Consider the following 21,564-nt stretch of genomic DNA (forward strand, 5'->3'; position numbering starts at 1 on the left):
CTTACCTCAATTATCGATAAAGCAAGTTGGATCGTTCACTGTTGCCCAGTTTGAATATTCATGAACTTTGGACGTATCAGAAAAACTATAAGTTTTTAGTAACCAACGTTTACGTCCTTGTTCTGGATCGTTGACATCTATCCACTCTCGATTATGGATGCCTGTTTGATTACCAAAAATTAACATTTCTCCTTTTTTAATCATATGACGTAATTTTTCAGATTGACTCATTGCATCTTTTAGTTCCAGCAGAGCTTTAATTGCTCTAATATCATTAGGATCTTGAGGGCGTGTGAATGTGTCTTGATAACGAATTTGATCTTTTTCAAGTAAAATTGCATGTATAGTGGAACTATGCCAATTTTTGTTACTTTCTCGAGAACGGTCATCGACATCCGTTTGAAATATTTTTTGAGATAATATTGAGATGGTTTTTTCGCTCAAATGTTTTTTTAACTCTTTAGCATCGATGTAGTTAGTATAAATAAGCTCAGATTCGTTAACACGTAAACCTAACAAAGATACATAATCAGCTCTTACCATATGATAAGAACGATCGCAGTGATAAATTAAGTCACCATCGGTAAAACCTGTTTTTTTACCTTTGAATTTATTGAAAGTAACTAGATCGGTAAAATAATCACCATTATTACGGCTTTGATATGAAAATAAAGGGGCGCTTAGAAGTTGGGATATGAGTTCCATGAAACCTTCACTAATGAATGTATTTTTGGCTAGATATTTATGTTCTGTTGGATTATCTAAATTAAGCTCAGGTAATTCATGCTCTATTGGGCAATTACCCAAGATATGAAACATGATTACCTTTCTCTGTACGATCAGTTATGATTGCATTGCAGGCATATATCAAGCTTTCTGGCACAACACCTTTAGCAATAATTGTGGAAATATATTTCTTAAATGCAGGATAATCACTATAGGGATTATTTGTATTTAATGTTAAAAGTTGATCAAGCTGTTCTTTTTCACTCTGTGCAAATGTAAAATTTAATTTCATGCATATTTCCCTATTTAAAAGTTAATTCATTAATGGTAACAATATTTGCAATTTTGCTAATAATGTGGACGGCACATTCATGGCTATGTTTATCCGATGAAGCAATACAATCTTCAAGGACTTGCACATTATAATTTCTGTCATGCGCAGAAAGCGCTGTTGAAAGGACTACAAACTCTGATGAAACACCTGTTAAAATAACTTCCTCAATATTATTCAGGCGAAGCAACATATCTAAATTGGTATTTAAAAATGGATCAATTTGATGCTTGGTAATAACTGACTCTCCTTCTTTTGGCAAAAGTTCATCACAAATTTGTGTTGCCCAACTGCCTAAGATTGCTTGTTCTTGCCCTTTAACATGTTTAAATAGTTTAGAGTTAGATAACCACTCAGCATAATTTTTACTAAAACCAAAAACTACGTAAATGATCATCATGTTATATTTTCTTGCTAAATCTAATACTCTTGTAATATTTTTAATGATATTGCGTTCTTTTGATTGCTCATAAAACCCATCATGTCCAACACTACCTTCTGGATGAACAAGTTCATTAATAACATCCAGAACCAATACAGCTTTTTTAGTCATCATTTAGTCCCTGCTGTATTGAGAAACAAAGCTCTCAACTTTTATTTCTAATTCAGAAAGCGTTAAACAAGTATTTTCGAATCGATTATTAATACAGTTCTCATAAAGATCATCAAGTAACTTAGGCTTAGCTGCAATACCCTTTTTATCGAGTAAATGTTTTATTATCGACTTACCTGAATGGCGTGAAACAAATAATTCACGTTGGCGATTAAAAATATTTGGTTTAACAAACTCATAGGTGTTTGGATCAGCGAGAATACCATGTTGGTGTATTCCCGCAGCAGTACCAAATACATAAGGTCCAAAAATGGGTTGATTTCGAGCTGTATCCATAAAAATAGTGCTACAAAGCAATTGGTATACATTATATAGTTTACTTAATATGATATCGGTATAAACATGATAAATATCGCGTTTAAAAAATAACGTTGAGGCAACGGTTTCTAAAGATGCGTTTCCAGCTCGTTCTCCGATACCGCCTAGCGTTACCTGCACTTCATCAGCACCAGCTTCAATACCAGCAAGAGTATTCGCTAATGCAAGACCCAAGTCATTATGACAATGAGTTGAAACACTGATATTTTCCCCCACTTCTGATTTAATAAACCGGATAAGATTTCCAAATTCGAAGGGGGAAGAGAATCCAGTGGTATCAGCTAAAATAATCTGATTAGCACCAGCATCTACTGCGGCATGAGCCATTTCTTTCATAAAATCATAATTAGCACGACTAGCATCTTCAATACCAACAGAAATACGACAATCACTATTTTGATAAACAAAACGAACGGTATTCATCATTTCATCAATAGATTGTGCGCGAGTAATATTACGTTTATTCCTTAAGTGAATATCACTACCTGTAGCCACGATCTGAATAGTATGGTTTTTACTTCTACCAGCTGCATCAAACGCAAGTTGTACATCTTTTTCCAACGTTCGAGAAAATGTTGCAATCCCTGATAAAGTTAATTCCTGACTAATCAACTTTGTAGCTTCAAAATCAAATTTAGATGAAGCAGGAAACCCCGTTTCAATATGATTAACTCCCAAGGCCTCTAACTCTAAAGCTAAATTAAGTTTTTGTTTTGGATTCATCGCATTTTGTGGCGCTTGTTCCCCATCTCTTAACGTTGTATCCAGTATAGATATTTTTCTCATTTTACCCTCTTTTTTAAAATAACATACATACTGGTATGTATTAAATCACACAAACAATAACTTGTACACAAATAAAACAAAATAATATATTTTAATATTTACAATAATTTAACTAATTGTTGCTTTTAAAATGTCGTGGTGTATTATTACATAACATACATACTAATATGTATTTATTAAAAGTAATATAAACATAAACGGAGATAATTATGATAAATGTAGCTATTAATGGTTTTGGTCGTATTGGGCGTAGTTTTATGCGTGCGTTGTATGAGAGTTCGCATAATATCAAAATTGTTGCGATCAATGATTTAGGTTCGATTGAACAACTAGCACATCTTTTAAAATATGATACGGCTTTTGGACGTTTTGCTAAAAGTGTCGAAGTAAAAAAAGGTTGCTTGGTGATTGATGGTCATGAGATTGTGGTATATCAAGAGCGTAATCCTGAAAATCTCCCATGGGCGGAACACAAGATCGATATAGTACTAGAATCAACAGGTGTCTTTAACGATGGAAAAAAAGCTCAAGCCCATATCAAAGCCGGGGCTAAAAAAGTTCTCATCTCTGCGCCTGCATCAAATGTTGATTTGACTATTGTTCAAGGTGTTAACAACCACATGTATAATAAAGATGAACATCACATTATTTCAAATGCCTCATGTACTACAAACTGTTTAGCTCCGTTAGTTAAAGTATTACATGAGCATTTTGGTATTAAATCGGGATTTATGACAACTATTCATGCTTATACACAAGATCAAAATCTACAGGATGCTCCACACCGTGATATGAGGCGAGCGCGTAGTGCTGCTCAAAATATTGTTCCTACATCAACAGGTGCTGCGCAATCAATTGGCATTGTCATCCCTGAGTTGAATGGAAAATTAGATGGTAGTTCTGTACGGGTTCCGGTAATTACAGGATCAATGATAGATCTAACTCTAAATCTAGAGAAAGAAGTGACAGAACAACTAGTAAATGATACCATTAAACAAGCAACCAGCTCTAAAAAAATAGATGGTATTCTCGTTTATACAGAAGATGAAATTGTATCATCAGATGTTATTAAAAATTCAGCTTCATCTATTTTTGACTCTAAACTCACTAAGGTTATTGATGGAAAACTACTCAAAGTTGTTAGTTGGTATGACAATGAATGGGGGTTTTCAAACCGTTTAGTGGATACTATTTTACAGATTAAATAAATAATTAATTAAAATCATACTATCGACTGATGGTATGATTTTTATGGTGAAAATGAATAATAAACAAAATTCCAAAGATAAACTAATTAAAGCTATGGCTGATCTTCTATTAGAAAAAGGTCTAGCTGCTACTAGCCCAAGAGATATTTTAACTCGTGCTGAAGTCGGTCAAGGTAGCCTTTACCATTATTTTAATGGTAAAGAGGATCTGTCCCTATATGCAATAAAATATAATGTAGATCAACTAATAAGTTTTAATGCTTCAGTGCTAAATACAGATAAAAATGCATATAATAAACTTTCAGATCTGCTATTAAGAGCTCGTAACATAGATAGAGGATGTGTAGTTGGTCAAATGGCTCGAGATAGAGCTATTATGGAAAACAAAAAGTTAGCGTCAGAGGTTAATCGTGGATTTGAGTCTATGAAAAAAACGCTAGAAAGTCTTATAAAAATTGGGATTGCTGAGGGTAGCATTTCTAATATTCTTGCACCATTAGAAGCAGCAACGCTCTTAATGTCTGCTTTGCAAGGTGCGTATATTTCTGCAAAAGGATTGCAAGATGATTCCTATTTCCATCTAACTATTAATACATTATTGAAGATATTTACGCCATAACATAAGTTTTACAATCCTGTTTTTTTTACTTGTTTTTATCAACTCCATTTATTACTAGTCGTGGACAATATGATTGTTTCCACTAAAAAATTGAACTGATGTCGTCTCTGGGGTTTAGATAAAAATCGCAGGAGAAAATTTAATGCTAAAAATTCAGATAAAAATTTAATGAAATAAATATAAAGATATAAAGTTAGCACTTTTATTTAATCCAGCACTTACATCATTTTTTCAATTAAAATCAGATCTTTTTATTTTTTTATGTACTTTTATTCTGATTTTTTAAAATAATTAATTATTGCGTCAGTGGTGGAATTTTTTCTTAAGTTTTTTCGCCAAATTAGAAAAATATCGATTTTTAATTTTAAATCTTGACTCCTAATTAATTTTTTATATGCAACTCCCTCAACTTTTGCTTGTGTCATTGACTGAGGCAATAGCATCATTCCTTTACCTAACGATACTTCAAGTAACATAGATAAATTATCTTGTAGTTCTGCACGCCGTACAATTGGAAGTTTGAGCGTTTTAAATACTCGTTCACACTGTTCATAAAAAACAGGATTTAAGTATTGTTTAAACCAAAAGAGTGGTAAATCGGTCACATCATCAAGATCTACTCTTTCTTGCTTACTACAGGGGTGACTAGTAGGTAAAACTAAAATCATCGGTTCTTTATAGACTAATAGCGAATTTTCGTTGATATCTCTCATTTGATAATCAGAAACAAAAGCAAAATCAATATTTTCTTTTTGTAGCTCTAACAACAGCTCTTTGGATGTGTAGTTGTGTTTATAAATTTCGGTTTCTTCGCTAAAATCCGACAAAAATAATCTAAAGTAAGGAATAAAGTCAAAACAGAGTGTTTTAGTTGTCCCTAGCACTACTTTTTTCACTTCTCTCGATTTGATCGATTTGGTTATGGAACAAAGATCATTTAATAATCGTGTTGCTTTTGATTTAAGATCTTCTCCTTCTTTAGTTAAAACCACATTATGGGAATTTCTCAAAAAAAGGGTGACCTTTAACTTTTCTTCTAAATCCCTGATTTGAATTGAAAGCGGTGGTTGGCTTACGCCTAACTTTTCAGCCGCTCCTCTAAAACTACGTTCTTCACAAACTGCTACGAAATACTGCAACTGCTTTATAGTAGGTAATCTTTTACTATAAATATCCACTATGCCTTAAACCTCTATACATTTAAATCCACATAATTTTCAATATGTTCTTTGAAAATTCTTACTCTATTAGGCATGTAATTTCTATCCTTAAATATTAAATAAATAGGTCTAGTGCTGCCAATCCAATCTGGTAATATTTGTATCAACTCCCCCTTTAATATACTATTTTTGACAAATTGAGATGGGACAAAGCAAATTCCCATTCCTTCTTTTGCAGCCTCAATGATCAGTTCCGTATCATCCATGACTAAACATGGGATTGACCTCACTTCATAATACTCATTTTGGGTTTTATTGGTCAGTGACCAAGTTAAATTATGATTAATATTGATTAAATTTTTATCCAATAAATCAATTGGATGAGCACAACCACCAATTCGTTCTAAATATTCTTTAGAGGTACACAATATATTTTTGGATAATAAGATTCTTTTAGCTACCCAACTGCTATCGGTTAGATCTCCTACTCGGATAGCAATATCAATATTCAAATCAGCCAAATCGACAACTTTATTAGTTGCCATCAAATCTATTTTTATATCCGGGTATTTTTTCATAAAAGAAAAAATACACTTACCAAACCATTGATGTGTCAGGCTTATTGGTGCTGTTATTTTAATTGTGCCCGATAATTTTTTATAATAATCATTTAAATTTTCAGCTGTTTCGACAAACTCCTCTACTAAATTGGTAAATTTAGCAATATACATTTGTCCCAATGTCGTCAGCGTTATTTTTCTACTGCTTCTGAACATCAAAAGACCACCAATAGCTTCTTCTAACTGAGTTAAGCGCCTACTGATTGTCGGAGATGGTATTGAAAGCTTAGTTGACGCTTTAACGATACTACCTTCTTTAATTACATTAACAAATATGAGTAAGTCATCGATTGATAATTTCATTTTTGGAATTTAATGTTGTTATTTTGATCATAGTACTATAAATGAATTCTAAATAGAATGAAAAATAGTTTATTTATAATTTTTTATTTTAAGAGGAAAAATATTCATGAATATATTTGTTACTGGTACAGAAAGTGGAATTGGTCATCAAGTGGTAAGCATTGCTTTATCACAAGGGCACAAAGTTTTTGCTACTTATCTGTCAGAGAAAAAAATAAACGAGCTTAATTCAGATAGTTTATTTACTTACAAACTTGATTTGACAGATCCACTACTAATTAAGAATGCAATTTTAGAAGCTGGAATACATTTGGGAACCATAGATGTTTTAATAAATGTCGCTGGAGTATCATATTTTAACGATCCTTTTACAACAACAGATACAGAGTGGGTAAATACACTTAACGTCAATGTAAGTGGATATTTTTTCTTAACCCGTGGAATACTTCCTTTTTTGAAAAAAAGTCAAAATCCTCACATAATTAATATTTCATCAATATGGGGATTAAAAGGAAGTAAAGATATGTATTCTTATTCAGTGTCTAAACATGCAGTACAAGGTCTTAGTGAAGGATTAAAAGAATATTGCAAGCCTATAGGTATTAAAGTTTCCAATCTTGTTTTGGATAAAGTTGACACTGATTTTAGAGAACATATGGAAAAATATATAAGTTTTAACGATGAACAAAAATCTCGCATGCTTAAACCAAGTAATGTTGCTGAAATAATCATGTTTTTAATTAATACGCCGAAAGAGTTATTAGTGTCATCAATAACGTTAGATGCTTTTTTATGGAAATGAGGAAGATTAAAATGAAAAACAATAAATTAGCTTTTTTACTTGTCACTTTATCTGCCTTTTTTTGGGGTTCTAATTTTAATGCGGGCTCGATTGTTGTGGCATCTGTCACCCCTCTTACAGCTGCATCTGAACGTTTTATTATCGCCGCTATTGCCATTTTTATTTTTATGCTTATTAAAGATAAAAATAATATCATTGCATTTAAATCAAATTGGAAACCGTATACTCTTCTTGGTTTATGTGGTATCACCGGATTCAATTTGGCTTTCTTTATAGGATTACAAACAACATCTCCGATTAATGGTGCACTTATCATGGCAACGTCACCTATCACAACAACGTTAATTGCGTCAATTGTTGATAAATATCGAGTGTTATGGTCACAAGTAATTGGCATGTTAATAAGTTTGGTTGGTGTGATTTTTGTTATCAGTAATGGCGATATTAATAATATTATCAAGTTGCATTTTAACCGTGGTGATTTAATCATTTTATTGGGTAATTTAGCCTGGGCAATCTATACTGTCGGATGTCGTAAATTTATCAGCAACTCAACACCACTACAAACCACAAGTTTTACCATGTTAATAGGTACAGTAGGCATTGTTCTATTTACAATATTTCAGGGTAATTTAGTGAATGCAATCATTAATATTTCATTGTGTCATCACTTAATACTTATTTACATGGGAATAATTGGTTCAGTACTGGCTTATTTATTTTGGAACGTCGGTATAAAAAATCTTGGTGCGGCAAAAACGTCTGTATTTTTCAATTTAGTCCCCGTTTTTACTCTATTATTGGCTTTTATAAATGGCTTGATACCAACTGCTTTACAGTTAATCGGTGCTTTCATGGTGATTGGTGGCGTTATAGGTGCAACAGGTGCGTATAAAACTGTTATGAAAAAGGATTAATCAAAACGATGTAATAAATATATTCACAAACTGATTTAATAGTGTGGCAACTGACCACATTATTGAACAAATATCTTTATTAGCGAGTTTTGTCATGGCAATTCAGAGTATCACAATACAATAATATGGCGATAACAGATTAATCATAATAAAACTCAATACCCATCTTTTTAGATCAGACAAATGGAATTTAGTTATTCAAATCCTTGCGTCAATATCAAAACACACTCTCTTGAATGATTTGTGTATAGCACTCTGCCTTTCATTCTAAATTTCTAACCATCATCACGAAATCATATTAAGAAAAACATTTAATTGTCAATTAAATCATCAAGTTAAAGTTTAATAATTCCAATCAAATTCAATCGACTTAACACAGAAAATATTCTCTTTGATATCAATTTCATATCACAAAATAAGTATTTTTGTATTTTGTTATTTCCGTTTAGTCTTTCAACAGTTGTACAACTAATGATCACTTTTGTATATCAGAAAGAGGAAATAAAAAATGCCATCACAATATTTATTAATAAACCGATATCCTGTAAAAAAAGAAAAAGGACAGGAAATTGAAACATTCGCTTTAACCAAATCTAAAGATCTTATCAACAAACATAGTTTTTATATTTCGGATGATAAAGAAGAATTGATTGAATTTATCGCGTTAGGCTCGTTAAATGAATTAGCAGATTACGAAAAAAGTTTTGCACAGGGTTTTACCGAATATGCTAACTATCTGTGCGGCGATATTAAGCGTGAATTACTTTTTTATGTTGAAAGTCCTATCCGTTCCGTTACTGTCATTCCTCAAACAAATTTTGTTCAACTTCGTCATGTCGAAGTATTACCTACAGCCTATAACGCTTATTTAAAATGGCGCAACGAAACTATTTTCAATGTTGTTAAAAGTAACGCTGACAAAATCACTTCTTTTGATGCTTATCATTCACTCATTAGCCAAATTCCTGGCGTAATGTTTATCTCATGCTTTAACGGAGCTATTGAAGATTACATAAAACCATTTACAGATGAGCATTACAAAACGATTGTTGCACAAGCAGGAGACAGCTACATCACCGGTGGTAAAGAAGGACTTTATACAAAAATCTATAGAAAATTAGGTGGTTAATAGATTTCCACTATTAATTATAAGGAGAATCATTTTGAATAAATTAGTTGTTGTTGGCGATAAATTCAATGAATTTGCAAAACTTGATGGAACGATTACGTTAAGCCAACTTGCCATAATGGCACAAATGCCTGCAAAAGTTTTTAACATTAAAAATCATTTATTTCCTGGATTGGGGTGTAAAAATGATGAAATAAGTAAATTTAACATTAGCAACAATAGCCCTGAACATTTGGATTTGAGTTCATTATTTTCATTTTATGGTAATAATTTTGCACCGAATATTTATACTCATCAACACAACACTTATAACGTGCTAATCGGTCAAGCAAAAAAATTGGATCAATCTAATTTTGAATTACCTTTTATTCTTGATGAAAGAAATATGCTTATGGGTGATCATCAAACTGGTAGTCATGTACAGGGAATGATTATTACTGAAGCTTTCAGACAAACTTTTATTGCAATAACAGAAGAATTTTTTCTCGCAAAAGAAAATAAAAAAGACACCTATTTTGTCATCAATGAAATGAATGTCAATTTTGAAAACTTTTTATTTCCTTTACCAGCCATCATTCATTTTGAACTTCTCGACATAGACCAAAATAATTATCGGTCAAAGTTGAAAGCCAAAATAACAATCAAACAGGCAAATAAAATTTGTGCCACGATGTTGACCAGTTACGTGGTATATCCGGCGAAAGAACTTTTAGAAAAAGAATCAAAGTTAGCTAAAGATGCAGTGGCTTTATATTTGACTGAATATAAAAGTTTTATGGCATAAAAAAGGAAAGCGTTATGTCAAAATTCCAATTAATTCCAACAACACAAGGCCCTTTATATCCACCTTCTGAAGTGGTTGATAAGCACGGTAACTTTGTCGTTGTAGGAAATTTAATCAAGGAGAATAATGCCATCTCGTGGGGGATGGCGTTAGTTTCCCCAAAAAGCCAATTACCCAAATTTGGTGAAACATGTGCTTATACAATTACTGAAGAATTAGATATAAAAAATGAAAAAAGACTCGCAGAAATAGAGCTTTTTACATTACCGCTTCCGCTACCTTTAAATAATTATCCAATGGTCTTTGCACCGGAACAATGCCCTAATGCTTCACAAATCCAACGCCCTAGTCTTCCATTAAGTAATGGTTATATCTATGACTATCGGGAAAATGACGGACTTCGAAAACTCAATAAAATTGTACTGAGTGATTGGTTAAAAGCGCAAGGAACACTTGATGTAACCATTGATGGTTCCGTTGCTCGATTTGATTTTTGTTTTAAAAACTTAATACCAAATAGCCTTTACACCGTAATGAGCTTAAGAGAAAAAGATCTTAATCCGCAAGAATTAACCCGCCCTGGGCCTTTAGGAATTCCTAATGTTTTTGTGACTGATAATAACGGTTTTGCTAACTATTATGCCATTTTGAACAATCCTTTTCCAAAACATGAAAAAGACAGTAATCGAATTATCAACGTCATTGTGCTGTTCATGAGTTCACAACAGTCTTATGGCGGTGCAATTGGATATTTTGGACTAGGAGGCGATGTCCATGCCCAACTCAAATTGAGTCAAATAGATTTATTTGACCATTTAATTACAACCCCAATTAAGGAGAAATAACATGCCACATATCAATATTATCAGCTGGCCGATATCTGATGATGAAAAAGCTAAAAAATTACTCGAAGAAATAACAGTTGCGACGCATAAAATTTTAGGTTGCCCTATCGATAAAATCTCGATTAGCCTTCAAGAAGTTTCCCCTTCAAGGTGGTCAGATGCAGGCGTGATAGGAACTGATCCTAACTTTCTAACCAAAAGCAGGGCTTATATAAGTAAGGACGCTGAGCATGATGCAAACAAAAAGTAATACAAATCAAGCTATAGCTGCATTTTTTGATGTGGATGAAACACTTATAACGATCAAAAGTATGTTTAATTTTTTTGAATATCTGTCTGAAGTAAAAAAACTTCATGATCTCAAAGTTCAATTTGATGACGCATTCAAACAAGCAAGAGCTAACAATCGACCAAGAGAAGAACTCAATTCCATGTACTACCAATTACTTTCGGGTATGAGCATGGATGAACTATTTTCAATCGGTAAGATTTGGTTTGAGCAAAATGTTGTCAACAAGAATGCCTTTATTCAAAAAACAGTTGATCGCTTACATCAACATCAAACTAGAGGCGAACGAACAGTATTTGTTTCTGGGTCAATGCTACCGCTTTTAAAACCGATTGCTGAATATTTAAAAGTAGATGACATTTTGTGTGTTAATCCGGTTGTTGACCAACAGCGAATTTTGACAGGTGAAATTACAGGGATACAAACTATTGGAGCGGGTAAAGCCACCGCAATCGAAAAATTTGCCTTAGAACAAGGAATCGATTTAAGCAGTAGCTACGGGTATGGAGATGATATTTCTGATTTAAATATGTTGTCTTGTGTCGGTCATTCTGTTTACGTCGGCGATCATCCTACGATGTTACAACTTGCCAAACAAAATAACTGGCAAGTTTTATGATTTAAAAAAAGCAATGTTAAAGATAATTAACATTTAGATTGGAGAAATTTTAATATGGAAGAAATTGTAATTGTAGCGGCCAAAAGAACCGCTATTGGAGCATTTCTTGGTAGTTTTGCTGACATACCAGCAACAGAATTAGGCGCAATGCTCATTAAAAATATGCTAAAAGAATCGAATATTCCTGCTAACGAAATCGATCAAGTCATTATGGGACAAGTTTTAACCGCTGGTTGTGGACAAAATCCAGCAAGACAAACAGCGATCAAAGCAGGTTTACCCGAAAAAGTAACGGGATTAACGGTGAATAAAGTCTGTGGTTCGGGTTTGGTGGCTATCAATTTAGCTGTTCAAGCAATTAGAAATGGCGATGCGCAAATGATCATCGCAGGAGGACAAGAAAGCATGTCAACCGCAGCGCATGCTGTTAAAGGAATTCGTAAAGGTAACCGTTTAGGGAATTCGGCATTAATTGACACACTCGTTAATGACGGATTAACCGATGCCTTTCATCAGTATCACATGGGGGTAACAGCTGAAAATGTTGCCGAAAGTCATCATATTACTCGTGAAGAACAAGATATTTTTGCACTGTCCTCGCATCAGAAAGCCTTAAATGCAATACAGAATAATTGTTTTGCCAATGAAATCATTCCAATAACTTTAGCCACCAAAAAAGGTGAAGTCGTGATTGATAAAGATGAAGGACCGAGAGAAACAACACTGGAAAAATTATCAACATTAAAACCTGTCTTCAAAAAGGAGGGAGTTGTCACTGCCGGTAATGCATCATCCCTTAATGATGGTGCAGCAGCGGTAATAGTATGCAGTAAACAAAAAGCAATATCTTTAGGATTAACACCTATGGTCACGATATCTGCTTTTGCCAATACTGGTATCAATCCTTCTGTTATGGGGCTGGGTCCGATTAGTGCCATCGAAGCTTGTTTGAAGAAAACAGGTATGTCTATTGATGATGTCGATCTGTTTGAGTGTAATGAAGCATTTGCTTCACAATCTTTAGCTGTCCAAAAAGTATTAGCGTTAACTAACGATAAACTTAATGTTAACGGTGGTGCAATTGCATTAGGACATCCGATTGGTGCATCAGGTTGTCGTGTCTTGGTTACACTTATACATCAACTAATATCACAGAATCTCAATGTCGGTATTGCTGCATTATGTGTCGGTGGAGGTGAAGGGGTGGCAATGAGTATTCATCGAAATTAAAGAGGAATTAGATTATGGAATCAGGCATGAAATCAATACAGAAACAAGAACAATCAACTACAAGTATTCTTGTTTCTGCCGTACTTATTGTGCTTTTGGTCGGTTCAGTTTATATCAGCCAACTCATTTTTCAGGAAATTTCAAAAAGTTTTAACATTGATATTTTAGATGCAAGAAGTATATTTAGCTTATCTTGTTTTTTCTACGCTATTTCCTTTTTTATTTATGGTCCATTATCAGATAAAGTATCAACAAGATTTTTAGTGGTATTTGGGAGTATTGGAACCATTATTTGTCTTGGTTTATCTGGTATAGTCGAATCATTCAGTCTCTATTTAATCATTATGTCATTAATCGGTTTTTTCGCAGCATCAGTTCCGGCTGCTTTATTTGCCTATACGGCTAAGAATACACCTAATGAAAAATTGCCTCAAGCAATGGGAGTGATGATTTCCGCCTCTATTGTCGGTATTATTTTTAGCCGTAGTGTAGTAGCCATGATGACTGATTATTGGTCTTGGCAAATTGCCTTCTTTATTTATGCATTGTTAATTGTTTTTGCTTGTCTTTTTATTCCAATGGGTATAAAAAACACGAACAACAATACTTCCAACATGAGTATCGCAAGTACTTATCTCACCGCGGCTAAGTTACTGCTAAATAAAACGGTACTTATTTTTCTGTTTGTTGGTTTTCTTCTGTTTTTTGTTTACCTTGGATTATCATCATTATTAACCTTCTATTTAAAAGGCTCGCCTTTTTATCTTTCATCAACGGTATTAGGATGGTTAAACTTTGCAGGAATCAGCGCCGTCATTGGTACTATCATCACAGGCAAATTATCTCAATTTATGACTAAAGGTAGATTATTAATTATTTGCCTTGTATTTGTCAGCATATCAGTTATCACTATCGGATTTAGTACCAATTTATTTTTTATCGCCTTAGGTATTTTTTGTTTATTTCTTTTTGTGTTTGGACTGCAACCTATAGTCATTTCAATACTTAATCAAATTGTACCGATTAATTCAAGAGGCGCTATTTCTTCTTTATATCTTTTATCTTGTTTGGCTGGAGGAAGTATTGGTACTTACGTATTAGGTATTTTCTATGAGAACTTTAATTGGAATGGGGTAATGATTACCAGTATTAGTCTGACGATCATCAATATAGTGATAGCGCTATTCGGTCTCAAATTAACAAAATAATAGGAAAAAATAAAATGGAAACTATCATGGTAACGGGTGGAACTGGGTCAATTGGCAAAGGGATTGCAAAAGTTCTTCTAGAAAATCATTATAAGGTTATCCTTGTCGGAAGAAATTCAGATAAATTATCCGCTACGCATCAAGAATTAGAGTTGTTAACAAACAATAAGCATATTCTTACTCAGATCATCGATATTACTCAAGAAGATCAAGTTGCCGAAAAATTATCGTCTATTTGGGCAAACACGCCAATTGACGGATTAGTCAATGCTGCAGGTCTAGGGGAACCGATTGATTATTTTTTATCCGCCAAAAATGATTGGGACGAATCTCTTCAAAGTAAACTTTGGGGCTCAATCAATATGACCAAACAGGTCACAAAATTAATGGCAACCAATAAGCGTGAAGGAAAAGTTGTCATTATTAATGGAACATTTTGTTACGATCCAAACCCCGATTTCATTATAAATAGTACCGTCAATGCAGCCCTAGCAGGCTTTACTAAAGCTGCTTCAAAGTATTTAGGAAAGCATGGAATTCGCATCAACGTCATTAATCCTTGGATTACCGAATCTGAATCTTGGTACAAAACCTCAACCAGACTCGCACAATCTTTCTCAACAACTGCGGAATCATTAAATGATAATTTCAGAAAAATGAATCCATTAAACAAATTTACTGATGTCAATGATATAGGCAATGCCATTGTATTTTTATTCAGTAAAAAAGCTGGTTATATCAACGGTGCTTCAATCAATCTTGATGGTGGGGCATCAATCGGTTATTAAAACAATTTTAAGGAGAATACCTATTATGAAAAAATTTTTACTATCTACCCTCATTTTTATCTTTTCCACTTTTTATGGAGCGATGAGTATGGCCGAATTAAAAACTGTTTCTAAGTCATTTAATGCTCCAACTGGGATTGCCTTTGACAGTTCTGGGGCGATGTATGTGACCAATTGGTCTGGTAATTCAGTGGTTAAAATAGATACTAAAGGCAACAAACAAACCGTATATTCGAATATTTCCTCACCCGCTGGAATTGTCATAGATAAACAAGATAATATCTATGTATCTTCTTATAGTGGTGATTATATTTTAAAAATTACCGCAAATGGAGAAGCTCAAAAAATTTCTGACGGTTATCATACTCCGACAGGCATTGCATTTTCAAATTCTGGAAATTTGCTTATTACCAATCGTTCGACGGGTGAAATCGTATCACTCAATTTGAACAGTGGTCAGAAAGAAATTATCGTACGAGGATTATCTACTCCAGTCGGCGTCACACAACTTCCAGATAATAGTTTAGTGGTTTCTCAATATAGCGGTCGTTTAACAATGATTGACCCGAATGGCAATAAAACTGAGTTAGGTAGTGGATTTACTCGACCAGGTGTTGGTATTGTCACTGTTTCGCCTAGTGTGGTTGCGGTAATTGATAATGGAGCCAATATGGTACGTCAGATTGATGTAAAAACTAAAAAATTAGATACATTAGTTTCATCGTTATCAGGTGCTGTAGCATTAGCTTTATACAATAATCATTATTATATAGGAACATGGGGAGATGGAGCGGTATATAGGTTTAATAATGATTAATTATGACGGACAAATTGGAGAACTTTTAAATGCATAAATTACCACAAAGAACGTTAGGCTCAGATATTAGTGTCAGTGCAATAGGTTATGGAGCTATGGGACTGAGTGAGTTCTATGGCCCTACTGATGATCAGCACTCAATTAGGTTGCTACATTCCGTTGTGGATAGTGGCATAACCTTGATTGATACAGCTGATATGTATGGTCGTGGGCAAAACGAATTACTCATTGGAACATTGCTAAAAGAATTAACTTCATCACAACGAGAACAATTATGTATTGCAACTAAATGTGGAATAGATAGAAACAATACTATTGGCTATGAAAGAAAAATAAATAATGCTCCTCAATACATAAAATCATGCTGTGAAGCATCTTTAAAACGATTAGGTATTGAACAAATCGACCTCTTTTATATTCATCGAATCAATCCCGAAAACCCCATTGAGGAAACAATGGAGACGATGGCAACATTAGTAAAAGAGGGAAAAATTAAGCATGTTGGTCTTTGTGAAGTACCTAAAGATTTATTAATCCGCGCACATTCAGTCTTTCCAGTCGATGTTGTTCAAACTGAATATTCACTTTGGACTCGGGATATTGAAGATAATCTATTACCGCTATTAAAAGAGTTAAATATTGGACTGGTTCCCTATTCTCCGCTTGGGCGTGGTTTTTTGACAGGAAAATATCAGTCAGGAAAAGATTTTGCAGACGGTGATTTTCGTAAAACTAACCCAAGATTTTTAGATGCGAACATAGAGCACAACAAACTACTATTAAATGCACTAAAACCGATGACAATTAAATATGATTGTACAAGTGGTCAAATTGCTTTAGCGTGGTTGCTTGCGCAATGGGAAGGTGTTGTTCCTATTCCTGGTACAAAACAAGAAAAATATTTGTTCGAAAATGTTAATGCCTGTTTTGTTACGCTTGAAAAAGAAGATCTTACCATTCTCAATGATTTAAAAAATCGTATTGATATTAAAGGAGACCGCTATACACCAGAAGGTATGAAAGGTATCTTTTAAAAATACTCTGACTGAGCATTGAACAATGAGAGCCTAATGTTGCTTTATTGAAACAATCAATCAGCAATATAAGTAACAGGTGATACACAATTATTGCTTAAATATTATTTTTATACCGCATAGAGATAATAAAAATCATTAAAAAATAATCAGTTTGGAATATCCATAAACGCTATTTTATTTTGTTCATTATTAAAATTTTGATATTAGATATTAAATAAAAAAAAAGCCCGAATAATTAGGGCTTTTTATGTGATTTATTATAACGATTAAGTTCGTTTTCTATTTTTTCTTGCCTTTGTATTCATCATAATACTCTTGAGCCAGTTTACGCATCGATAAGCCAATTGCCGCATATTGATACTCATTTAAGTTAGCTAATGAGGCACGAGCTGAAGGATGTTGTACAGCAAACCCTTTACCCGGTAATAGCACCACACCCGCTTCATCAGCAATTCTAAATAGCAATTCAGAAGGATTTTTATTTTTAAGAATCCATTTGGCAAACTTATCATCATAAAGTTCACGACAAATGTGTTCAAGGTCGATTAGCGTATAATAATCAACACTGTTTCCATCTGTTTTATGTTTCAGACCCACATGCTGATATAGCGAAGCCGCACGACGACGTATTAATGTTTTCAACGTTGTTTTATAGCTCTCATCCGTGTCCATCATTTCACAAAGTGCAAATAATACCATTTGCACTTGTTGAGGTGTTGAAAGTCCTGCTGTATGGTTTAATGCAACTGCACGACTGTCAGCAACTAAACGATCAATAAATTTAAGATTTTCAGGATCGGTAACAATTGAGCTATAACGTTTATTTAAAACTTGTTTTGCTTTACTTGGCAATGATCGAATTGTTTTATCAATGACATTATCTTGTGCTGTTGCAATTACCCCTAAACGCCAACCGGTTGCCCCAAAATATTTAGAGAATGAGTAAACTAAAATGGTATTTTTAGGGCAAATAGCAAACAAAGATTGGAAATCATCGGCAAATGTACCGTACACATCATCCGTTAAAATAATGAGATCAGGACGTTTTTTAACAATATCAGCTATAATTTTTAAGCTTTTATCATCAATTTTTACGGATGGTGGATTGGAAGGGTTAACAAGGAAGAAAGCTTTAATAGCAGGATCTTCTAATTTGCGTAATTCAGATTCAGGATACTGCCAATTTAAATTAGGATCCGAATTAATTAATACTTCAACTAATTGATAATCATTTAAGGCTGGAATTTCAAGATAAGGGGTAAAAATTGGTGCACCAATTGCAATTTTATCGCCATTATGAATCAAACCATTTTCTTTCATCGAATTGAAAACATAAGCCATGGCGGCTGTACCACCTTCGGTTGCAAAAAGGTCGATATCATCGATATTTAGATAGCTTGCCCCCATTTGTCTTAACACATAGGATTTGACGACTTTTTCGCTGAACCGTAGCATTCGATCAGGAACAGGATAGTTACAACCTAAAATTCCTTCTACCATTTCTTGTAAAAATGCATTTTCATCAAGACCAAGTTGATCACGAATATACGAAAATGCTTTACCTAAGAATGGAACACCAGGAGTATTGTAATTTTGACGAATAAAATGCTCAAAGCGCCCTGTTAATCCATCTTTAATTGGAAAACCACCTACCCCTTCATTGAGATAAGAATAAGACATTTCGGATTCTTGAATCGCAAAAACACCAAGCTGGAAAAAAGCTTGACGCGGCCAAGTTGCTAAAAAATTAGGATTACCACGTCCTGCATTTAACATAGCATGATCAGGATGGCTTTGGGCAAGTTTAATTAAGTTATCTTTTAATTCAAAAGGACTTAAATTAGCATATTTTGCATAATCTGATTTGTTCTTCATAATCTTTTACCTTTAATTTGAGTTTTTGCTTAAACAAAAGCCACAACCAATGGACCTAATAAAGTTAGGAATACATTCGCCAGTGCGTAGGTAATAGCAAAAGAATTAGTCGGTGTTGAATTGCCTGCTTTATTTAGCACTTCACCAAAGGCTGGATTAGCACTTCGTGAACCCGCTAAAGCACCGGCAAATACGGCAGAGTTTTTATAACCAAGTACATATTTACCAAAATAAATCGCCAGTAACATCGGTAACAGAGTGACCACAACTCCGATTAAAAACAGTGATAAACCTTGTTCTTTAATGGTATCGATTGCTTGAAGACCAGAACTTAAACCCACGACAGCGACAAAGCCTGCTAAACCAAAATCTTTTAAAAGTTGCAAAGCGCCAGTTGGAATATTGCCTACGGTTTGATGGAAAGATCGATACCAACCAAATAAGAGACCAGAAAGTAATGCACCGCCACCTGCGCCTAGGGTAATTGGAATATCGCTAACCCGAATCACAATTAATCCAATAATCAGCCCAACGACAAGACCTAAACCATGAAATATCCAATCTGTTTTTTCGCTTTTGGTAATCGGTGCACCAATTCGATCTATAACACGTCGAAGATCACTATCCGCCCCATAAATGGTTATCACATCACCTAGTTTTAAAACAATATCATTGTTTAATGGAAGGCTTTGACCATCGCGATGAATCGCAACTAAATAGATACCATGTTTTAAACTGATTACTTCGTCAGATGAAAGTACTTGTGTTAAATTCTCTCCAACATAACGAGAATTACGCATTTCAACATCTTGAGTATTCATCACCACATCCATTCCTGATGCAGAATTAATTTCTGTACCCAAAAGATCATTCGCTTGGATCATAGCATCACGGTGACCAACAACTAAAATAATATCTTTAGCTTTAATCACTGTTTCAGGTGTCGCCTCAAGAATTTTATTGCCTCGTTTTATTCGTTCAATGCTAATGCCATTTACCGTTTTTTCTATATCTGAAACACTTTGATTAATCTTATTTGTCACCCGATACAAACGACCACTAATATCAGATAAGGCAAAATTTTGATTAGCACCTAATAACATCGAGCCATGAAGTTGTTCAGCTTGCGCCTTAATTGCATCATCGCTGATATCTCTACCCATGATTTTAGGTAAAATATTAACACAAACAATAATGGCACCAAGGGAACCAAAGATATAAGTTACAGCATAGCCAATCGTAACATTACCTTGTAAACGACTTAGCTCTTCTGCGCTTAAACCAAGCTGAGTTAACGCATCAGAAGCAGTACCCATAATAGCAGATTGTGTCAATCCCCCTGCGGCAAGACCGGCTGCCAACCCTTTATCTAAATGGAATATTTTTGCTAAAACAACGACAGTCACAAAACCTGCAACCGCAATGAAAAGTGCTAAAAAGATTTCTCGTAATGTTTTAATACCTAAAGATCGGAAAAACTGGGGGCCACTTTCAAACCCAACAGCATAAATAAATAGTGCGAAAAGTACCGCTTTAACGCCAGCATCAACAGTTACACCAAATACACTCAGTGCTACAGCGACAAGCAATGAACCGGCTACGCCACCCAGCTGAAATTTACCGATACGAATCCCACCAATTAAATAACCTAAACTCAATGAGAGAAATAATAATATTTCTGGTGAGTGTTTGAGTCCATCTAAAATCCAATTTGAAAGCCATTGAAACATAATCATTGTCCTCAAGTGCTAAAATGATGAATTAAGAATATATGAAAAGATATAAAAAGGAATTTGAAGAATATTCACTAATTTTTATGAATACATTAATATATTAAACTGCTATTTAAAGAATAGAAAGTTAATTTTAACAATTGATATCATCGTTAGAAAAATGGTAAAAATTTTTTTTTGTTCCTTTTTGAAAATAAGGAATTTTTACTGTAATAACTTATTTAAACTAATTAGAGAATACTTTAGAAGATTAGTGCGTTATCATTAAAAAATGATAACGCACTAAAATAGGTAATTATTAAGTACACAATAAAGTGAGCTTAATTTTTATCAATTTTGGACAAATTTATGTAGAGATTAAATTCCATTCCAAATTGATTTTATTTACTGGACTTTGAAAATATTTTGGCGAATTCTATAATCTAGATCATTGACCCAACGATTATAGTTACGATGAACTTCACCCTTCTTATTAATTAAATTTGGGCTGACTGATTTATATTGAATTTTATAGCCTTCTGAAGAGAAATTGATATTCATGGTAGCTTCATATTTTAGATTTAATAACGATGCACGAATATTGTTGTTATCAATTAAATCTAGTTTCCAAATACCATATCGAGTATCACGTTTTTTATTCACCGCTAAAATAGCATTTTTAACCTGCTCTTTACTCAAACCTTGCGATGATGACTCAACTGTTCTTGGTGCCTCATATTTATTGGCACAACCAAATAATAGACAGATAAAAAAAGTGGCTATTATCAACTTAAAAAACTTCATTTGTTTACTCCTTGAATAAAAGTG

General features: G+C 33.7%; 23 protein-coding genes. 14 read left to right on the plus strand and 9 right to left on the minus strand.

Features of this window, described 5'->3' with window-relative positions; genetic code table 11:
- Positions 1-6: 6 nt before the first annotated feature.
- From J3U36_RS04360 to J3U36_RS04375, 4 genes are read right to left on the minus strand one after another with little or no spacing between them, the layout of a single operon-like run.
- On the minus strand, positions 7-819 hold the full coding sequence (locus tag J3U36_RS04360; protein WP_267378002.1) for a TauD/TfdA family dioxygenase: 813 nt from the start codon (positions 817-819) through the stop codon (positions 7-9).
- Positions 800-1,018 carry a hypothetical protein gene (locus tag J3U36_RS04365; RefSeq protein WP_267378000.1) on the minus strand — a complete coding sequence of 73 codons (219 nt, stop codon included), beginning with the start codon at positions 1,016-1,018 and terminating at the stop codon, positions 800-802. The genes J3U36_RS04360 and J3U36_RS04365 overlap by 20 nt, the downstream gene beginning before the upstream one ends.
- A 10-nt stretch (positions 1,019-1,028) precedes the next feature.
- Positions 1,029-1,613, minus strand: coding sequence for a cysteine hydrolase family protein (locus J3U36_RS04370; RefSeq protein ID WP_267385845.1), 585 nt, complete (start codon positions 1,611-1,613; stop codon positions 1,029-1,031).
- Positions 1,614-2,774, minus strand: coding sequence for a LeuA family protein (locus tag J3U36_RS04375; protein WP_267359148.1), 1,161 nt, complete (start codon positions 2,772-2,774; stop codon positions 1,614-1,616).
- Between the two features lie 206 nt (positions 2,775-2,980).
- Here J3U36_RS04375 and gap point away from each other — a divergent pair, with 206 nt between their 5' ends.
- Positions 2,981-3,982, plus strand: coding sequence for a type I glyceraldehyde-3-phosphate dehydrogenase (gap, locus tag J3U36_RS04380; RefSeq protein ID WP_267378396.1), 1,002 nt, complete (start codon positions 2,981-2,983; stop codon positions 3,980-3,982).
- A gap of 52 nt (positions 3,983-4,034) precedes the next feature.
- Positions 4,035-4,601: a TetR/AcrR family transcriptional regulator gene (locus J3U36_RS04385; protein ID WP_267351595.1), complete on the plus strand. Its 567-nt coding sequence runs from the start codon at positions 4,035-4,037 to the stop codon at positions 4,599-4,601.
- A 269-nt stretch (positions 4,602-4,870) separates the two neighbouring features.
- Here J3U36_RS04385 and J3U36_RS04390 read toward each other — a convergent pair whose 3' ends face one another.
- Together J3U36_RS04390 and J3U36_RS04395 are read right to left on the minus strand one after the other, a co-directional pair.
- Positions 4,871-5,779, minus strand: coding sequence for a LysR family transcriptional regulator (locus tag J3U36_RS04390; protein ID WP_267351597.1), 909 nt, complete (start codon positions 5,777-5,779; stop codon positions 4,871-4,873).
- Between the two features lie 14 nt (positions 5,780-5,793).
- Complete coding sequence (locus J3U36_RS04395; protein ID WP_267351599.1) at positions 5,794-6,684, minus strand: LysR family transcriptional regulator; 891 nt, start codon at positions 6,682-6,684, stop codon at positions 5,794-5,796.
- A gap of 106 nt (positions 6,685-6,790) precedes the next feature.
- On the opposite strand from J3U36_RS04395, the gene J3U36_RS04400 reads away from it, so the two are divergent.
- The 12 genes from J3U36_RS04400 (at position 6,791) to J3U36_RS04455 (ending at position 17,146) form a co-directional block, all read left to right on the plus strand.
- Positions 6,791-7,486 carry an SDR family oxidoreductase gene (locus tag J3U36_RS04400; RefSeq protein ID WP_267351601.1) on the plus strand — a complete coding sequence of 232 codons (696 nt, stop codon included), beginning with the start codon at positions 6,791-6,793 and terminating at the stop codon, positions 7,484-7,486.
- A gap of 11 nt (positions 7,487-7,497) precedes the next feature.
- Positions 7,498-8,403 carry a DMT family transporter gene (locus J3U36_RS04405; RefSeq protein WP_267377996.1) on the plus strand — a complete coding sequence of 302 codons (906 nt, stop codon included), beginning with the start codon at positions 7,498-7,500 and terminating at the stop codon, positions 8,401-8,403.
- Between the two features lie 508 nt (positions 8,404-8,911).
- Positions 8,912-9,532: a hypothetical protein gene (locus J3U36_RS04410; RefSeq protein WP_267377994.1), complete on the plus strand. Its 621-nt coding sequence runs from the start codon at positions 8,912-8,914 to the stop codon at positions 9,530-9,532.
- Positions 9,533-9,566: 34 nt separating this feature from the next.
- The gene (locus tag J3U36_RS04415) at positions 9,567-10,316 is read left to right on the plus strand and encodes an AfsA-related hotdog domain-containing protein (RefSeq protein ID WP_267351607.1); all 750 of its coding nucleotides are present in this window, start codon (positions 9,567-9,569) and stop codon (positions 10,314-10,316) included.
- A 14-nt stretch (positions 10,317-10,330) separates the two neighbouring features.
- Positions 10,331-11,161 carry a hypothetical protein gene (locus J3U36_RS04420; RefSeq protein ID WP_267377992.1) on the plus strand — a complete coding sequence of 277 codons (831 nt, stop codon included), beginning with the start codon at positions 10,331-10,333 and terminating at the stop codon, positions 11,159-11,161.
- A 1-nt stretch (position 11,162) separates the two neighbouring features.
- Complete coding sequence (locus J3U36_RS04425; RefSeq protein ID WP_267351611.1) at positions 11,163-11,411, plus strand: tautomerase family protein; 249 nt, start codon at positions 11,163-11,165, stop codon at positions 11,409-11,411.
- Complete coding sequence (locus J3U36_RS04430) at positions 11,392-12,069, plus strand: HAD family hydrolase (protein ID WP_267377989.1); 678 nt, start codon at positions 11,392-11,394, stop codon at positions 12,067-12,069. The genes J3U36_RS04425 and J3U36_RS04430 overlap by 20 nt, the downstream gene beginning before the upstream one ends.
- 54 nt (positions 12,070-12,123) lie before the next feature.
- Positions 12,124-13,299 (plus strand): acetyl-CoA C-acetyltransferase, encoded by a 1,176-nt coding sequence (locus J3U36_RS04435; RefSeq protein ID WP_267377987.1) that lies wholly within the window; start codon positions 12,124-12,126, stop codon positions 13,297-13,299.
- Between the two features lie 26 nt (positions 13,300-13,325).
- A complete protein-coding gene (locus J3U36_RS04440; RefSeq protein ID WP_267377985.1) occupies positions 13,326-14,507 on the plus strand; it encodes an MFS transporter in 1,182 nt (393 codons plus the stop codon).
- Between the two features lie 14 nt (positions 14,508-14,521).
- Positions 14,522-15,295, plus strand: a complete 774-nt coding sequence (locus tag J3U36_RS04445) for an SDR family NAD(P)-dependent oxidoreductase (RefSeq protein ID WP_267377983.1) — start codon at positions 14,522-14,524, stop codon at positions 15,293-15,295.
- 25 nt (positions 15,296-15,320) lie between these two features.
- Positions 15,321-16,112 carry a hypothetical protein gene (locus J3U36_RS04450; RefSeq protein ID WP_267377981.1) on the plus strand — a complete coding sequence of 264 codons (792 nt, stop codon included), beginning with the start codon at positions 15,321-15,323 and terminating at the stop codon, positions 16,110-16,112.
- A 29-nt stretch (positions 16,113-16,141) separates the two neighbouring features.
- Entirely contained in the window at positions 16,142-17,146 is a 1,005-nt protein-coding gene (locus J3U36_RS04455; RefSeq protein WP_267351620.1) for an aldo/keto reductase, read from the plus strand.
- A gap of 282 nt (positions 17,147-17,428) precedes the next feature.
- Here the strand turns inward: J3U36_RS04455 and J3U36_RS04460 are convergent, their stop codons facing one another.
- The 3 genes from J3U36_RS04460 to J3U36_RS04470 all read right to left on the minus strand — a co-directional run bounded on the left by J3U36_RS04460 (position 17,429) and on the right by J3U36_RS04470 (position 21,540).
- On the minus strand, positions 17,429-19,024 hold the full coding sequence (locus J3U36_RS04460) for a bifunctional aspartate transaminase/aspartate 4-decarboxylase (protein ID WP_220216647.1): 1,596 nt from the start codon (positions 19,022-19,024) through the stop codon (positions 17,429-17,431).
- 29 nt (positions 19,025-19,053) lie between these two features.
- Positions 19,054-20,754: an aspartate-alanine antiporter gene (aspT, locus tag J3U36_RS04465; RefSeq protein WP_267351624.1), complete on the minus strand. Its 1,701-nt coding sequence runs from the start codon at positions 20,752-20,754 to the stop codon at positions 19,054-19,056.
- Between the two features lie 387 nt (positions 20,755-21,141).
- Positions 21,142-21,540, minus strand: a complete 399-nt coding sequence (locus J3U36_RS04470; protein WP_267351626.1) for a hypothetical protein — start codon at positions 21,538-21,540, stop codon at positions 21,142-21,144.
- Positions 21,541-21,564: the final 24 nt, after the last annotated feature.

It is taken from the genome of Gilliamella sp. B3817, from assembly GCF_026536705.1.
GTDB lineage: Bacteria > Pseudomonadota > Gammaproteobacteria > Enterobacterales > Orbaceae > Gilliamella > Gilliamella apicola_I.

Bases quoted from the DNA above. Each gene is read 5' to 3' on its own strand.
- J3U36_RS04360 (WP_267378002.1), bottom strand. From the start codon at position 819: ATGTTTCATATCTTGGGTAATTGCCCAATAGAGCATGAATTACCTGAG.
- J3U36_RS04365 (WP_267378000.1), bottom strand. From the start codon at position 1,018: ATGAAATTAAATTTTACATTTGCACAGAGTGAAAAAGAACAGCTTGAT.
- J3U36_RS04370 (WP_267385845.1), bottom strand. From the start codon at position 1,613: ATGATGACTAAAAAAGCTGTATTGGTTCTGGATGTTATTAATGAACTT.
- J3U36_RS04375 (WP_267359148.1), bottom strand. From the start codon at position 2,774: ATGAGAAAAATATCTATACTGGATACAACGTTAAGAGATGGGGAACAA.
- J3U36_RS04385 (WP_267351595.1), top strand. From the start codon at position 4,035: ATGAATAATAAACAAAATTCCAAAGATAAACTAATTAAAGCTATGGCT.
- J3U36_RS04395 (WP_267351599.1), bottom strand. From the start codon at position 6,684: ATGAAATTATCAATCGATGACTTACTCATATTTGTTAATGTAATTAAA.
- J3U36_RS04400 (WP_267351601.1), top strand. From the start codon at position 6,791: ATGAATATATTTGTTACTGGTACAGAAAGTGGAATTGGTCATCAAGTG.
- J3U36_RS04405 (WP_267377996.1), top strand. From the start codon at position 7,498: ATGAAAAACAATAAATTAGCTTTTTTACTTGTCACTTTATCTGCCTTT.
- J3U36_RS04410 (WP_267377994.1), top strand. From the start codon at position 8,912: ATGCCATCACAATATTTATTAATAAACCGATATCCTGTAAAAAAAGAA.
- J3U36_RS04420 (WP_267377992.1), top strand. From the start codon at position 10,331: ATGTCAAAATTCCAATTAATTCCAACAACACAAGGCCCTTTATATCCA.
- J3U36_RS04425 (WP_267351611.1), top strand. From the start codon at position 11,163: ATGCCACATATCAATATTATCAGCTGGCCGATATCTGATGATGAAAAA.
- J3U36_RS04430 (WP_267377989.1), top strand. From the start codon at position 11,392: ATGATGCAAACAAAAAGTAATACAAATCAAGCTATAGCTGCATTTTTT.
- J3U36_RS04435 (WP_267377987.1), top strand. From the start codon at position 12,124: ATGGAAGAAATTGTAATTGTAGCGGCCAAAAGAACCGCTATTGGAGCA.
- J3U36_RS04440 (WP_267377985.1), top strand. From the start codon at position 13,326: ATGAAATCAATACAGAAACAAGAACAATCAACTACAAGTATTCTTGTT.
- J3U36_RS04445 (WP_267377983.1), top strand. From the start codon at position 14,522: ATGGAAACTATCATGGTAACGGGTGGAACTGGGTCAATTGGCAAAGGG.
- J3U36_RS04450 (WP_267377981.1), top strand. From the start codon at position 15,321: ATGAAAAAATTTTTACTATCTACCCTCATTTTTATCTTTTCCACTTTT.
- J3U36_RS04455 (WP_267351620.1), top strand. From the start codon at position 16,142: ATGCATAAATTACCACAAAGAACGTTAGGCTCAGATATTAGTGTCAGT.
- J3U36_RS04460 (WP_220216647.1), bottom strand. From the start codon at position 19,024: ATGAAGAACAAATCAGATTATGCAAAATATGCTAATTTAAGTCCTTTT.
- aspT (WP_267351624.1), bottom strand. From the start codon at position 20,754: ATGTTTCAATGGCTTTCAAATTGGATTTTAGATGGACTCAAACACTCA.
- J3U36_RS04470 (WP_267351626.1), bottom strand. From the start codon at position 21,540: ATGAAGTTTTTTAAGTTGATAATAGCCACTTTTTTTATCTGTCTATTA.